Source organism: Paenibacillus sp. J31R98, assembly GCF_056269245.1.
Genome location: NZ_JBWDNO010000002.1, coordinates 300,959 through 315,099 on the forward strand (window position 1 = coordinate 300,959; position 14,141 = coordinate 315,099).

Below are 14,141 nucleotides of genomic sequence, written 5' to 3' on the forward strand. Positions count from 1 at the left end.
ATGCACATATCTGCTACGCATACACGCACTCATATCATCGAGACGTTCCTCAGATTATATGAAAGCCAGCCGGTCGAACGGATTCATATCAAGGCATTAACGGAACAAGCAGGCATCAATCGGGGGACTTTCTATCTCCATTTTTTCAATCTTGATGACTTAATCACAAGCATCGAGCAAGAACATTTAACCGCTATGGAAAGTTTCAGCAAGTCTGGAAAGAATTACTTCCTTTCTCCTCATGAAGGAGAGTTTCTGCAGTTCTTCATTCCGATCTACCACTATATCGCGAAGCACCATAAGTTGTTCAAAATCCTGACTGGACCTCACAGCCGTCCTCAGTTCCGTGAAGGATTTCTCGAATTGATTAGAGAAAACGTGAATAACCGGTTGCAGCATTATTTATCTACAATCCATGGGACTGAACGTATTAAGAAAGACTATTTGATTGAAAGCGCCATTCACGGCAATCTCGGCATTCTCGTGAGATGGATTCAGTCGGATATGAATCTTACGCCTGAAGAACTGGCTGTATTAATGAGCCGGATCGTACTTAAGAGCCCCCTGGATAACGTGCTCCATCCGGAAAAATAAGACCAGAGCGGTTTCCGCACTGGTCTCTTTATTACTGTATATGAAAGATTACGATTGAACTTCAACAACTGTCACGGATGGGACATCTTGTATAAGGGGCAGAAGCTTCTCGATTTCAAAATGAACAGGCAATCTAATGGTAATGTCGAGGACGAGCTCGGAAAGATCCTTCAGCTTTTCCGTATGGAAATGGATGATTGTGATTTCTCTGGCTTTAAGAAAATCCAGAATGTACGTAATGACATCAGGCTCATTATTCAATCGGATGGAGATCTGCTCGGTCTTAGGAGCTGCAAGCCAATTATTCTTGCTATGCAGCAGCTTCTGCGCAAACAGAATCAGAACGGTCGTACCAATACCTAATATATAAAGATCAGCAGCAATGGCCATGCCGATCCCAGCAGTCAACCATACCCCCGCAGCCGTTGTCAGTCCCTTAACCGTCTGCCGTTGCATGAAGATCATTCCTGCCCCAAGAAAACCAACACCGCTGACTACTTGAGCCGCAATTCGCGATGGATCGAGGGCAATGCCGCTCTTACCCGTCATATCACCAAAGCCGTATTTGGAAATTAACATCATTAGCGCCGCACCAGCAGCTACGACAAAATGCGTTCTAATCCCCGCTTCTTTCATTCTGTTCTTCCGCTCATAACCAATAATCGCTCCGCAAACACCGGCTAAGACGACACGTAATAAGAAACCATATTGCATCCTACTTCCTCCTTTAAGCTGCTCTCCGTTAATCCCTCTCCTTTTAATTAAACAAATTCGATCAATGAAAAAGCAGCCGAAACGAAACGGCTGCCTTTTATTTTCCAAAAAAAGGTGATACGTTTATAGGGACAACTTCGCTTTCCAAAGGAGAGGTTCATATGAATTATCCAGACCTTGTTTTGCCGCGTTTGCGTTATCAATTCTGTCCAATGTGCCGGAGCGAGCTAGTAAAGTCAGTGATAAACGATGATCATATCGAGCGAATGTGCTGCCCCGATTGCAAATGGGTTCACTATCCTACAAGTGCAATTGGCGTGGTTATTCTCATCACTACCGATGATGGTATAGTTGCGATATTACCCCATAACGCGCCTAAGGATTATCCAGCCGCGCTTCCAGGCGGACATGCCGAGTATGGTGAATCACCGGAGGAAGCGGCTATCCGGGAAGCGTATGAAGAAACAGGGATTCAAGTTGAAATTACGCGATGCCTCGGATGGGAATTCAAGAAAAATAACAAGTACCCTGGTCCAATGGCAAGCTTTTATTACGAAGCTAGGGCTGTGGCGGGCCATATAACGGATAGCGATGAAGGACGCGTAAAGATATACCGTCTTGAGGATTTCCCTCCAATTGCAGAAGGTAGACAAGGAAGTCGCAGGACGATGGAGCTTTATCAACAGAGCCGAAGCTAGAAGCTATTGATCTAAAGAATGACATACCTCTTCCAACTTCAGCCCTCTGGAGCCTTTCACAAGTACAACATCGTTCTTAGCTAATACTTGTTTACATTCGAATATAAGATCTTCTTTTGAAGTAAAATGCTTCACGGTTCCTTCAAAGCTTACATCGCTAAGAGCATCAGATATAGATCTGCTTAGCTCGCCATATGTAAACACGGAATGTATCTTTGCAGGATCGATGCTGCTTGCGATTTCATGATGAAACGCAATTTCGTCATCTCCGAGTTCCAGCATATCGCCTAACACCAACAAGCGTTTATGAAAGCCATCTAGATTGGATACAGTCTCAATTGCAGCTCGCATCGAAACCGGACTTGCATTCCAGGCATCGTTGATAATTAGGAAGCCATGCCGCGACGGAATCCGTTCCATCCTCATTCCAGTCATTTCTAACTGGTTTAGCCCACTCTGAATGTCCTCTGGACTGATGTGCAAACGATCCGCCACGGCAATCGCTGCCAATACGTTTAATACGTTGTGCTCCCCAATTAGAGGTACGGTAAAAGGTTGATTATGCCTGTTTGTTGTAAAAGAGATGCCAGATAGGTTAAGGCGGGTCGTAAGCGGAAAATAATCGTTGCTCTGAGATTCGCCGAATCGAATAACCGATAAGGATTCTGGGAGGTTCATTCCCTCAATTGGCTGCGTAAGTAACGGCTCATCCCCATTAATGATGAGAGCTCCATTCGTGTTCAATCCTTCGAGCAATTCCAGCTTGGCTAGAGCGATCCCCTCTCTCGATCCAAGGTTTGATAAGTGAGACACGCCAATCATCGTTATAACACCGATATCCGGCTTCGCAATCTCCGATAGGACCTTCATTTCGCCAGCGCTGCTCATGCCCATTTCCAACACAACAATGTCCGTATCTTCTTCAACCTCTAATAATGATAAGGGCAGACCGTATTCTCCATTTAAGTTCCCATACGTTTTTTGAACGTTGTAGGATGTACGTAATATCGAAGTGACAACATCTTTAACCGTGGTTTTACCGTTGCTCCCTGTGATTCCAATAACTTTACAGTCGAGTTGTTCTCGGTAGGACTGCGCAAGATTGTGTAAAGCGGTTAGCGTATCTTCAACAATAATGAGCGGCAAATCTCCGGGGGGTAGAGCATGGTCTGCTTGCCATAATGATGCGACAGCTCCATTCTCGAATGCCTGCATCACATAGTTGTGTCCATCATCTATTCTCACGATTGGAACGAATAAGTTACATCCCTTAAGTGTCCGGGAATCGATGGATACCCCTTGAATACTTAAGTTCTCAGGGGAAGCAATCGTTGTCTTACTTCCGCCAACCATGGATAGTAATTCTGCAACTGAGCGCTTAATCACCTAATCCCCCCTTAAGTCTCTACCCAATATAAGTCAGCAATTGATCCGCATTTCGTCTCATATCTTCTGTACGTTCCTTGAATGCGCAGTAGGCGATATGATCAAGCCCATTGTGGATGAGACAGCAGAGTAGACGTTCCTTCATCTGCTCAGGCGGGCCGCCACGCTTCGCCCAATGGTCATCTAGAATTTCCTGCAGGTCAATGCCCTTCCATTGTGGGAACCAAGGCCACCAATAGAGAAACAAAGCATGTTCATAGAGCGGATCGCCAAAGAACGCATTACCCCAATCGAAGACCCCGGTTAGTTTCCCCTGACTCACCAATACGTTTCGGTTCAGAAGATCGTTATGCACGATTCCTCGGATCTCCGGAAGCTGTGGTACGAGTTGACGCAGCTTCTCTACACCGGCATCGAAGATGCTAGCCTCTCGCGGCGATTGGTTTAACCGCTCGCGCCAGCCAGCAAGCCTCTCTCTTGGTTCTGCTACCGATAATAGCTCTGCTCCCCAGCTTGATCCTGTTCCTTCCGGACGCCACAATCCAACTTCCTGTGTGCTTGTAAGATCCATCTTCTGAAGCTCGTAAAGCGCATCGAACAATGCCGGAAGGATCATTCGCATCTCCGATTCGTCAAGCTCATCGAGATGCTTATCACCTTGAACTCGTTCCGATACGGCGAAGAATCCGTTCTCCGTCTCACCAACCTCGATAACCTTCGGAATCGGCAATGCTCCCGTGGAGAACGCCCCCATGACTCGATCCTTCTGAAAGTCATCCACATATGCGCCGAAACGAATAACCATCTCTCGCTCATCGAGCTTGAAGGAATAGGCTTTCGACCAACCTCCAGATGCCAGATGCGCTAGATCATGAGCACGGTCACCATAGCGCTCTTTGACAAAAAGGTTCGCTGTTTGCGTGAAATCTTCAATCGATCTAATACCTGCCTGCGCGAGCTTCTCATCCAATATTGCCTTTTGTCGCAAGTGGTGCTTGCTATGCATGCCGACCATTTCAAACCATTCACTCGCATCCAGCCAACCAAACCAGCCATGGCGCACCTTACAAGCTGGATTCGACTGATCGATGATGCCAACCCAGTAGTCCAATTTCTCTAGCATATGCTCGAGACCAGCTCTGATTTCATCCTTGCTCTCGGGATTGATTGTCGCGTTAGGCGGTTCATCCAGCTGCACACGGATATTCGGCCACTCTTTCTCGGCAAGAGCCTTTACTCCGACAGCAGTCTTTCCCTCAGACTCTTCGCGTGTTGCTTTGCTGCACGTTTCGATATGCCCGATGTACTCTTTCGCCACTTCGATGACATGGATATACATTTGCCCAATCGACCATACATTTTCTTCGCACTTATAACGCAGCTGCTCGATCGAATACCTATCCAAATTCCGTATGTATTGCTCAATAATTGCCGATGAATCGTTCAATTTCGAATCCTCTCCCTCGAAATCATTGGAAATTAAAAACCTGCTCCTGACATATCGTCAAGAGCAGGTTTGATTTTCAATATTACAGTTTTACAACATTCTCCGCTTGAGCACCGCGTTGACCTTGAACGACATTGAACTCAACACGTTGACCTTCGTCCAATGACTTAAAGCCGTCGCTTTGAATGGCAGAGAAATGTACGAATACATCGTCACCGTTTTCTCTTTGAATAAAGCCAAAACCTTTTTCTGCATTAAACCATTTCACTGTACCCTGTTCCATTAACAAATAACCTCCAAAGTTTAAACAATATGCCGCAACGAAGCGGACTATTCCAAGTATAACCCATCTTGGACGAAAAATTTGTTGAAATTTGTCTTTTGTAATAATTTTATTAAGAAATTTTCTAATTTGCCTTGTCCAATCACATTTAGACCGAGTTGCATACCTTTATTATAACGAAAATGAGGCAGGTGATTAAGCTTTGACCCGATTATTAGATTCGAAAACTTCACAAAATGCCAGCTATGCAAATTCCATTGCAATACCGATCATTCTGATTTCGCTCCCTCAGATCATAGCTCAACAGACGCTGAATTTATCTGCTGGTGCAGCGAATATGACTACGGTGTCTTTCTCCGGAACAGTTACCCTGCAATATGGCCCTTCACCTTCAGTAACCAACATCACCGTAACCGTGATTAGAGGCTTAACGACTTCTGGTGTTAGCGTCTTCTCTGCTTCTCAGAACTTGGATATTAACCTGCTCGGACCGCAAATCATTTCCTTTTCGGGGTCGGATTTCAATGCTCCTAATACAGCCAATGTCGCATACACGGTATTTATACAAGCCTCTCTTCTTGGTGTTACAAGGGTCGGACCGGAAAGTGTTAATTTTACTGCTGTATCTGAAGTCTGAACATCTTTAAGATTGCGCGTATTGCAGCTGGAATTTCGTGATCGCCTCGTACTCGGTTTCGAGCTGGCGTGCCAACCGAATATAGATCGGCAGCAGCTGATGATAGACTTTGGTATTCTCCTGTATGGGATGATGCACATGCGTTGCGCCGACCATCTTCGAGACGACATCCAGCGAATCGACTCTGCCAGTCGCGTAGAGACCGAGCACAACAGCGCCGAGACAGGAGCTCTCGAAGCTCTCCGGCACGACGACCTCCTGATCGAAGATATCCGCCATCATTTGGCGCCAGAGCGGCGACCTTGCGAAGCCACCTGTCGCTTGGATTCTGGTAGGGCGACCGATGTTCTCCTCCATGGCGAGCAGTACCGTGTACAGGTTGAAAATAACACCTTCCAGCACGGCGCGAATCAAATGCTCCTTGCGATGATGCATCGTCAGCCCGAAGAATGAGCCCCTTGCATTGGAATTCCACAGCGGCGCTCTCTCCCCAGTCATATAGGGATGGAACAGCAGACCGTCTGCCCCAGGCCGTACTTGCGAAGCGACCTGCATAAGCAGATCGTAAGCGTCTATCCCGAGCCGCTTCGCCGTTTCCACTTCTGCAGCCGCAAATTCATCTCGCGCCCACCGCAGCAGCATCCCCCCATTGTTGACGGCCCCGCCGATGACCCATAGCTTCTCTGTGAGCGCATAGCAGAATGTGCGTCCTTGTGGGTCTGTCACCGGCGTGTCCACGACTGTCCGGATCGCCCCGCTCGTGCCGATGGTCGCTGCAACGACGCCTGGCTCAATGGCGTTAACGCCAAGATTCGAGAGCACGCCGTCGCTTGCGCCGACGATGAATGGCGTCGAAACGCCGAGCCCCATCACTTCGGCGAATGCTGCATCCATGCCTTTCATGACATGCGTCGTCGGTACGGGCTGCGACAGCCGATCTCTTGTCACGCCAGCGAGGGCAAGCGCTTCTTCGTCCCAATCGAGCTTGCTTAGATTGAACATGCCTGTCGCAGATGCAATCGAATAATCAATTACATACTCGCCGAACAATCGAGCGAATACATATTCCTTAATCGAAATGAACTTGCTTGTCCGATTGAACAATGTTTCCTGTTCATGCCGAAGCCACATGAGCTTCGGCAGCGGTGACATCGGGTGAATCGGCGTTCCTGTTCGCAGATAGATGTGATGACCGCCGAATTCATGCTTCAGCCGCTCGGACCATGCCGCGCTCCGGTTATCTCCCCATGTGATGCAGCGCGTCAGCGGCTTGCCTTCGGCATCGACGGCAATTACACTGTGCATCGCCGAGCTGAACGAAACAAACCTAATTTGATTGGCGCTCGCGCCGCTTTGCGCGATTACGTTCTTAACGGTATGGATGACGGCGTGGAAAATTTGATCCGGATCTTGCTCGGCGATGGATGCTGTCGGCGTAAACAGCGGGTATCCTTCATCAGCCTTCGCGACAACAGTTCCGTTCTCCTCGAACAGCACGGATTTCGTGCTCGTTGTCCCGATATCTACTCCAATCACATACATAGGTTGACTCAAGTGAATAACCCTACTTTCCGGTGGATTGCTGCTCTCCTAGAGTAGCTTACATTAAACGACTACACTGAGAAGCATAATTAAGATGAGACCGACAACAGACAGAATGGTCTCCATCACCGTCCACGATTTCAACGTCTGGGGAACGGACATGTTGAAGAACTCCTTGACCATCCAGAAGCCAGCGTCATTAACATGAGACAGAATCAGCGAGCCTGCGCCGGTCGCGAGCACGACTAGCTCGACGTTGGCATCTGGCGTTTGTCCGAGGATCGGCGCTACAATGCCCGCGGCAGTCGTCATGGCAATTGTTGCCGAGCCGGTTGCCACGCGAATCAGCGCCGCGATGAACCAGGCGAAGAAGATAATATTCACATGCGCCGATGTCGCGATCGCCGCAATGGCATCGCCGACGCCGCTCGTAATGAGAACTTGCTTGAACGCTCCGCCTGCACCGATGATTAGGATAATCGTAGCGGTAGGAGCCAAGCACTCGCTTGCGAATCGTGATACTTCCTCTTTGTTGAATCCGCGTGCGAACCCAAGCGAGTAGAACGAGAACACGACCGCGATCAGCAAGGCAATCACTTCATGGCCGATAAATTCGCAGAACACCGTCCAGCTGCTTGTCGCAAGCGGGTCGATAATATTCGCAACCGATCCGATCAGCATCAGAATGACCGGGAGCAAGATTGTGAATAACGTAATGCCGAAGCCGGGCAGAACGCGTTCCTCTGAAGTCGCGAATTGCTCGACCAGCTTTGTTGGCGGCTCAGCCTCAATGCGGCTGCCGATCATCTTCCCGAACAGCGGACCAGCTAATATCGCAGTAGGCAAGCCGACGATTAGCGAGTAAAGAATCGTTTTGCCGATATCCGCATTGTAAGCGCTGATCGCAATCATTGGCGCAGGATGCGGCGGCACTAGTCCGTGTACGGTGGACAAACCGGCCAGCACCGGAATACCGATCTGTAGGAGCGGCATCTTCGTCTTCTTAGCGACAATAAATACGATCGGAATGAGCAGAATAACGCCGACCTCGAAGAAAACCGGGATACCGACGATAAAACCAACGATTAGCATCGCCCAATGAACGCGTCGCTCGCCGAAGAGGCGAATCATCGTGTTCGCGATTCGTTCCGCGCCGCCGGACTCCGCCATCATTTTGCCGAGCATCGTACCGAGTCCGATGACAATCGCGATTGTGCCAAGCGTGCCGCCAAGTCCGCCGGTCACCGCTTTAATATTGTCTGCCGGCTTCATCCCGGCAAGAAAACCGAGCATCAGCGCGGAAATAAGCAGCGTGACGAACGGATTCCATTTGAATTTTGCAATAAGCGTTACAAGAAAGGCGATCGACACGAGCGCCCAAATAATTAATGTCACATTATGACTGAGTCCGAAGATACTACTCATCATGAACCTCCTGTAAATTCTGGTTGTACGTTACCTAGGGTTCGACTAGCGTGATGCGGTTATTCCAATGTTGTCATAACTTGCATTCGCCACTATTTGTATACTTGTCGACAAGTTTGATTATGCGCTTGCTGAGAGCGCTTGATGTGTTAAGTAATACTGCTGTGCAGCGTCTGGTTCGAGTCGGCAAAATAATTCTCGACCACTTGCTGAATCTCCGCAGGATCCTGAGTTTCAATAGCCCGCACGAGCGTCCGATGCTTCTCGATAACGGTATGAAGCTTCTCTTCCCCTTGCGAGAATATTTCATCCGTCGTAATCAGCATCACCGTAAGCACGATATGACGGATGCTCTTCCATAAATGAAGAATGCGGGAATGCTTCGCCCCGACAATCATCGCCTCATGGAAGGTGAAGTCGAGGTGCGAGAACTCAACACTATCGTTGTATTTGACGGCAAGCTCCATTTTGTCTATGAGCTGTTTGAGATGAACGAGCAGCGGCTCGTGACCACCTTCTCCCAGTCGCTTCTGAGCAAAGCTCTCGATTAGATAGCGGACATCGTACAGCTCCTCGAGATCCTTCATGCTAAGACCGAGCACGACGGCACCCATCCGTTCCAGGCGGATGAGCCCTTCATTGGACAACGTCTTCAACGCTTCACGAACCGGAGAACGGCTGGTACCGAAATCAGTGGCAACCCGATTCTCCGAAATCACTTCCCCTTGTTTGATCGTTCCTCGAATAATTTGCAGTCTCAATTCACAAGCGATGGAGTCACCGCGAGAAACACCAGCAAGCCAAGCGGAAGGATAACGCATCTCTAATTCAACTCTCCTACGTCGATCAAATTTGAATGATTGCATAATAAAATCAGCATGACTGATTTTAACATAGATTCACGATTTGATACTATGTCTCTTCCTTATGAACGGACGACTGCATGTCCACCGAACTCATTACGAAGTGCGGCAACGACCTTGCCATGGAACGTATCCGTCTCTAGCGAACGGTAACGCATCAGCAGCGATAGCGCAATAATCGGCGTGCTCGCTTCGAGGTCAAGGGCTGTTTCAACTGTCCATTTGCCTTCGCCCGAGCTCTGCATGACGCCGCGAATGCCGTCCAGCTGAGGATCCTTTGAGAATGCATTCTCTGTCAGCTCCATTAGCCAGCTCCGAATGACCGAGCCGTTCGACCATACGCGGGCAACATCCTCATAATTGTAGTCAAAATCGCTCTTCGACAGCACTTCGAAGCCTTCAGCAATCGCCTGCATCATTCCATATTCAATCCCATTGTGGATCATTTTCAGAAAATGTCCGCTGCCGTTCTTGCCTGCATACAGATAGCCCTTATCAACCGCGATCGCTTGGAACAAAGGTTCGATGACGCTGAATTTTTCTTTGTCGCCGCCGATCATGAAGCAAGCACCTTGTGCTGCGCCTTCCGTTCCTCCCGATGTGCCGACATCGAAGAAATGGATGCCTTGCTCGCTTAATCGCTCAGCACGCGTGATCGATTCTTTATAATGAGAATTGCCTCCGTCAATGACAATATCTCCTGCAGCAAGCACTGGAGCCAGTCGGTCAATGACTTGATCAACAATATTTCCTGCGGGAACCATCAGCCACACGACGCGCGGCGTCGGCAGCTTCACAGCTACTTCCTCAATTGTAGCGGCAAACTCCGCGCCAAGCTTGGCAAGCTGCTGGCCTGGTTCGGGATTCACGTCGTTCACGACGACTTCATGCCCGTTTTGGAGCAAATTTTGCACGAGATTATAGCCCATCTTGCCGAGCCCAATCATACCTATCTTCATCATATCCACCTCTATTTAAGTCTACAAGTATACTTGTATACAACTTTACTTGCTCACCAATTTTACTGCTTCCTTGCATTTCTGTAAATATTGAATTTCGCATCTACTAGCTACCGAGAGCCCTGCTCTCTATGAATCATTTTTTATACCAATAAAGAAATATATCATATATCAAACGCATATCTATGGAACGAGAATCATTTTCAAGAATTGCTTGTATAAGACTAATCTCTTGAATTGGAGTGAACTTGTGCCATGTCCGTTAAGCTTGGTGTAATTGGTACCGGAGGAATCGCGAATCACCATTTGAAGAATCTCGTGAAGATGGATGGGGTTGAAATGTCTGCATTCTTCGACGTGGACTCATCGCGTGCTGAGAAGGCGGCTTCAGAATTCGCTGGAGCGAAAGCGTTTACTAACCTGGACAACATGCTGGATGATCGTAAGCTGGACGGCGTATACGTCTGCGTTCCTCCGATGGCTCATGGAGATGCAGAGCTGAAGCTCGTAGAGCGCGGAATTCCGTTCCTCGTTGAGAAACCTCTAGGCATCAACAATGAAGTGCCTGCTCTCATCGCTGAGAAAGTGAATGGCAAGCAGCTGATCACTTCCGTCGGATACCACTGGAGATATGAAGAGGCTACTGCTCAGACGAAGAAGCTGCTCGAAGGCGCTAAGCAAGGTATGGCTCTCGGCTACTGGATGGGCGGCATGCCGATGGTTCCATGGTGGAGAGTGATGAACGGCTCGGGCGGTCAATTCGTCGAGCAAACGACGCATATCGTTGACTTGCTCCGCTATTTGTGCGGAGAGGTCAAGGAAGTCTATGCGGCTTACGCTCTTCAAATCATGGATAAGCAAGTTCCGGGCACTGACGTTCCAGATGTAGGTTCCGTAACGATGAAGCTTGCGAACGGTACGATTGCAACGATTTCCAATACATGCGCCATTCCTGTCGGCTCCCATGTCGGACTCGATCTCTATACGAACCGCGGCGTGCTCGAGATCAGAGGCGGAACGCTTCGCGAGATCACACCTGATGGCATTAATACGTTCAGCGGCAGCACGAACCCTTACAATACCGAAGACGAAGCTTTTATTTATGCGCTGCGTACAGGCGACACTTCCAGAATCTTATCGAATTACGAAGATGCGCTCCGCACACATGCTGTGACGATTGCTGCGAACGAATCTGCCATATCGGGCAAGCCAGTCACCCTATAATCGAGTAAAGGCGGTTAGTTACAATGAAATTTGCACTCTGTATCGGCGCTTACCCCGGTAAAGACGAGATCTATCATCTGGAGAAAATCAAAGAACATGGCCTTCACGGCCTTGAATACTATGCTTGGTGGGATTTGAAGGACATTCGCCGCACGGCGAAGGAGCAGGAGCGCATCGGCGTTGGCATCAACGCGACCTGCACCAAGTTCATCAGCCTTGTGAATGAATCGCTTCGGGACGCATATGTTGCGGGTGTGCGTGAATCGATCGAAGCTTGTAACATCCTTAACGTTCGTTCGATCATTACCCAAACAGGCAACGTTCTCGACGGCATCCCTCGTTACATTCAGCGTGCGAACATGATCGAGACACTGAAACGCTGTGCGCCATTGCTTGAAGAAGCAGGCGTCGTTCTTGAAGTAGAGCCGCTGAACGGTTTAGTTGATCATGCTGGTCATTTCTCGCAGCGTTCCGATGAATCCGTCTACATCATTGACCAGGTCGGCAGTCCGAACGTGAAGATCGTATTCGATGTGTATCACCAGCAGATTACGGAAGGCAATGTCACTCGCAATGCGGTCAATTACATCGATCGGATCAACCACTTCCATATCGCTGACAACCCTGGCCGCAAGCAGCCAGGTACGGGCGAGCTCAACTATGTGAGCATCCTTAAAGCGATTCAAGGAACCGGATTCGACGGTTTTGTCGGTCTCGAGTGCGGCTATACCGTTGACACGGACGTTGCGATCGAGCAATTTAAGCGCGACATCGTAGCTAATCTCGAGTAGAACGGCTCCCGTGGTGGGGCACTTCGCACAGGAATTACGATTAGCGCTCCCGTGGTACTTCGTACCAAAGTCGCTCTAATTCGTAATTCCTGTTGCTGCGCTTACCACCAAAGTCGCCGGTGCGCTTCGTGCCGAAGCGCGCAAGGCAGAAGCTGAAGAGCCTTCGGCTCTGCTGCGCTAGGCGCCGCTGCGGCCAGCCTAATTGGATTTGCGCTCCCGTGGTGTTCCACCAAAGTCGCTCAAACCCAATTAGGCTGGAGCTGACGCTCGCCTTGGCGCTTGCAGCGCCTGAAAAGCAAAACCACAAGAAGCAAAAACATAAAAGCTAAAACACAAAAAGCTAAAAATACAAGCTAAAACACGAAAGCTAAAACACAATAACAAACACAAAAGCAGTGACATCTGGTCACTGCTTTTTGTGTTTGCGACTACGCATTGGCGTATGGTGACTTTACTAACGAATCGTAGGAACGCTATTTGGTCGAAATAAGCAGCTAAAAACTTCTAACGAACTCCAGCGGCGTTATCTGATGCATCTGGTGTTGAAAATAGCTCGATATACTGGAATAGCGTGACATGGATTCGTTAGAAGATAGACGAAGCTCTTTTGGAGCGAATATCGCTGACTGAGTTCGTTAGCGCATCGCAATCACCTGGCAGCGTGAATTCCGCCAGAATCTGAGTCGCAGGTGCAGCAGCCAGAGCTCAAATCCAGGTGTAGGCGAAGCTAGTTTTCTAGGTGCACCGAGGATTGCCTGTTGGTGAAGGCACAGCAGCCAGGTTCTGGTTACAGTTGAAGCCAACTTCTGCGTTGGTGTAGGCGAAGCTAGCTTTTAGGCGCAGTCCCTAGCCCAACATCTTGCAACAGCGGCAACAAATTAGCTAACGGAACGTAGCGGTCTTATTACGCCAATAATCGCGCTTTACAGAATCTAACGGAACACAGCGACACTATTGGCCGCATATCGTACCGTTAACGACCTATTTCCTCGCAATAACGTTTCCTAGTACCGTTAGACTCAGCATGAAGATGAATTTCGGCCAATAGCCCTTCTCTATTCCGTTAGAGTAGTTCCGTCGTCGCCTATCTTTTGGCTGGACAGCCCCACTCCGAACATCATCAGCGACGCGACCTGCGCATTACCAATTTCCGGGAAAATATTAACGGAAGGTCAACATCCGCCAGTTCGGATCAAAGGGAAGCAACAGAGCGGAGCAATAATTTAGAAAATATATGTATATTTAAGATAATTATAGGAATAGAGGAATCGTTTGGAGCATTCTCGAATGATATATGGGGTGTAAGCCTGCCTGGCGAAGCTGGTATCACACCAATATTGCAGCAGAGGAGCTGTCTTTTTTGACTTCCAACGAACCGACCAGAAGAGGAGAATTTGGATTAGCATTCCCTGTACGTTTAGTATCTGACATCAGAAAGTCTCAGGAATGGTATCGCAATGTGCTGCAATGTCACGACATCAGCGGCTATGGACATGCAACTCGGGGAGACGGGGGCGGCTTGGGGCTCATTGTCTGCACAGCTGCCTCGCAGGACCAGATTCGCCCGAACGCGGTCGC

The 14,141-nt window shown here is 48.8% G+C and carries 13 protein-coding genes; 5 read left to right on the forward strand and 8 right to left on the reverse strand.

Annotated elements, in window-relative coordinates:
- Window positions 1-594, forward strand: coding sequence for a TetR/AcrR family transcriptional regulator (locus tag AC0YNX_RS09770; RefSeq protein ID WP_475815499.1), 594 nt, complete (start codon window positions 1-3; stop codon window positions 592-594).
- A 48-nt stretch (window positions 595-642) separates the two neighbouring features.
- Here AC0YNX_RS09770 and AC0YNX_RS09775 read toward each other — a convergent pair whose 3' ends face one another.
- Complete coding sequence (locus tag AC0YNX_RS09775) at window positions 643-1,308, reverse strand: MgtC/SapB family protein (protein ID WP_475815500.1); 666 nt, start codon at window positions 1,306-1,308, stop codon at window positions 643-645.
- 161 nt (window positions 1,309-1,469) lie between these two features.
- Here AC0YNX_RS09775 and AC0YNX_RS09780 point away from each other — a divergent pair, with 161 nt between their 5' ends.
- On the forward strand, window positions 1,470-2,006 hold the full coding sequence (locus AC0YNX_RS09780; RefSeq protein ID WP_475815501.1) for an NUDIX domain-containing protein: 537 nt from the start codon (window positions 1,470-1,472) through the stop codon (window positions 2,004-2,006).
- A 3-nt stretch (window positions 2,007-2,009) separates the two neighbouring features.
- On the opposite strand, the gene AC0YNX_RS09785 is transcribed toward AC0YNX_RS09780, so the two are convergent.
- The 3 genes from AC0YNX_RS09785 to AC0YNX_RS09795 all read right to left on the reverse strand — a co-directional run bounded on the left by AC0YNX_RS09785 (window position 2,010) and on the right by AC0YNX_RS09795 (window position 5,122).
- Window positions 2,010-3,392: a UDP-N-acetylmuramoyl-tripeptide--D-alanyl-D-alanine ligase gene (locus tag AC0YNX_RS09785; RefSeq protein ID WP_475815502.1), complete on the reverse strand. Its 1,383-nt coding sequence runs from the start codon at window positions 3,390-3,392 to the stop codon at window positions 2,010-2,012.
- Between the two features lie 19 nt (window positions 3,393-3,411).
- Window positions 3,412-4,839, reverse strand: a complete 1,428-nt coding sequence (locus tag AC0YNX_RS09790; RefSeq protein ID WP_475815503.1) for a phosphotransferase — start codon at window positions 4,837-4,839, stop codon at window positions 3,412-3,414.
- A gap of 82 nt (window positions 4,840-4,921) precedes the next feature.
- Window positions 4,922-5,122 (reverse strand): cold-shock protein, encoded by a 201-nt coding sequence (locus AC0YNX_RS09795; protein WP_475815504.1) that lies wholly within the window; start codon window positions 5,120-5,122, stop codon window positions 4,922-4,924.
- Between the two features lie 202 nt (window positions 5,123-5,324).
- On the opposite strand from AC0YNX_RS09795, the gene AC0YNX_RS09800 reads away from it, so the two are divergent.
- The gene (locus AC0YNX_RS09800) at window positions 5,325-5,759 is read left to right on the forward strand and encodes a hypothetical protein (RefSeq protein WP_475815505.1); all 435 of its coding nucleotides are present in this window, start codon (window positions 5,325-5,327) and stop codon (window positions 5,757-5,759) included.
- Between the two features lie 6 nt (window positions 5,760-5,765).
- Here the strand turns inward: AC0YNX_RS09800 and gntK are convergent, their stop codons facing one another.
- The 4 genes from gntK to gnd form a co-directional block, all read right to left on the reverse strand.
- Window positions 5,766-7,301 (reverse strand): gluconokinase, encoded by a 1,536-nt coding sequence (gene gntK / locus AC0YNX_RS09805; protein ID WP_475816215.1) that lies wholly within the window; start codon window positions 7,299-7,301, stop codon window positions 5,766-5,768.
- Between the two features lie 63 nt (window positions 7,302-7,364).
- Window positions 7,365-8,726: a GntP family permease gene (locus AC0YNX_RS09810; protein WP_475816216.1), complete on the reverse strand. Its 1,362-nt coding sequence runs from the start codon at window positions 8,724-8,726 to the stop codon at window positions 7,365-7,367.
- Window positions 8,727-8,875: 149 nt separating this feature from the next.
- Window positions 8,876-9,547, reverse strand: coding sequence for a GntR family transcriptional regulator (locus tag AC0YNX_RS09815; protein WP_475815506.1), 672 nt, complete (start codon window positions 9,545-9,547; stop codon window positions 8,876-8,878).
- 104 nt (window positions 9,548-9,651) lie between these two features.
- On the reverse strand, window positions 9,652-10,548 hold the full coding sequence (gene gnd / locus AC0YNX_RS09820; RefSeq protein ID WP_475816217.1) for a phosphogluconate dehydrogenase (NAD(+)-dependent, decarboxylating): 897 nt from the start codon (window positions 10,546-10,548) through the stop codon (window positions 9,652-9,654).
- Between the two features lie 255 nt (window positions 10,549-10,803).
- Here gnd and AC0YNX_RS09825 point away from each other — a divergent pair, with 255 nt between their 5' ends.
- Both AC0YNX_RS09825 and AC0YNX_RS09830 read left to right on the forward strand, forming a co-directional pair.
- Window positions 10,804-11,772 (forward strand): Gfo/Idh/MocA family protein, encoded by a 969-nt coding sequence (locus AC0YNX_RS09825; RefSeq protein WP_475815507.1) that lies wholly within the window; start codon window positions 10,804-10,806, stop codon window positions 11,770-11,772.
- A gap of 23 nt (window positions 11,773-11,795) precedes the next feature.
- Window positions 11,796-12,563: a TIM barrel protein gene (locus tag AC0YNX_RS09830; RefSeq protein ID WP_475815508.1), complete on the forward strand. Its 768-nt coding sequence runs from the start codon at window positions 11,796-11,798 to the stop codon at window positions 12,561-12,563.
- The last annotated feature ends 1,578 nt before the right edge of the window (window positions 12,564-14,141 follow it).

Excerpts from the sequence above, each read along its gene's own strand:
- AC0YNX_RS09795 (WP_475815504.1), bottom strand. The coding sequence starts at position 5,122 with ATGGAACAGGGTACAGTGAAATGGTTTAATGCAGAAAAAGGTTTTGGC.
- gnd (WP_475816217.1), bottom strand. The coding sequence starts at position 10,548 with ATGAAGATAGGTATGATTGGGCTCGGCAAGATGGGCTATAATCTCGTG.
- AC0YNX_RS09770 (WP_475815499.1), top strand. The coding sequence starts at position 1 with ATGCACATATCTGCTACGCATACACGCACTCATATCATCGAGACGTTC.
- AC0YNX_RS09815 (WP_475815506.1), bottom strand. The coding sequence starts at position 9,547 with ATGCGTTATCCTTCCGCTTGGCTTGCTGGTGTTTCTCGCGGTGACTCC.
- AC0YNX_RS09780 (WP_475815501.1), top strand. The coding sequence starts at position 1,470 with ATGAATTATCCAGACCTTGTTTTGCCGCGTTTGCGTTATCAATTCTGT.
- AC0YNX_RS09830 (WP_475815508.1), top strand. The coding sequence starts at position 11,796 with ATGAAATTTGCACTCTGTATCGGCGCTTACCCCGGTAAAGACGAGATC.
- AC0YNX_RS09775 (WP_475815500.1), bottom strand. The coding sequence starts at position 1,308 with ATGCAATATGGTTTCTTATTACGTGTCGTCTTAGCCGGTGTTTGCGGA.
- AC0YNX_RS09810 (WP_475816216.1), bottom strand. The coding sequence starts at position 8,726 with ATGAGTAGTATCTTCGGACTCAGTCATAATGTGACATTAATTATTTGG.
- gntK (WP_475816215.1), bottom strand. The coding sequence starts at position 7,301 with ATGTATGTGATTGGAGTAGATATCGGGACAACGAGCACGAAATCCGTG.
- AC0YNX_RS09825 (WP_475815507.1), top strand. The coding sequence starts at position 10,804 with ATGTCCGTTAAGCTTGGTGTAATTGGTACCGGAGGAATCGCGAATCAC.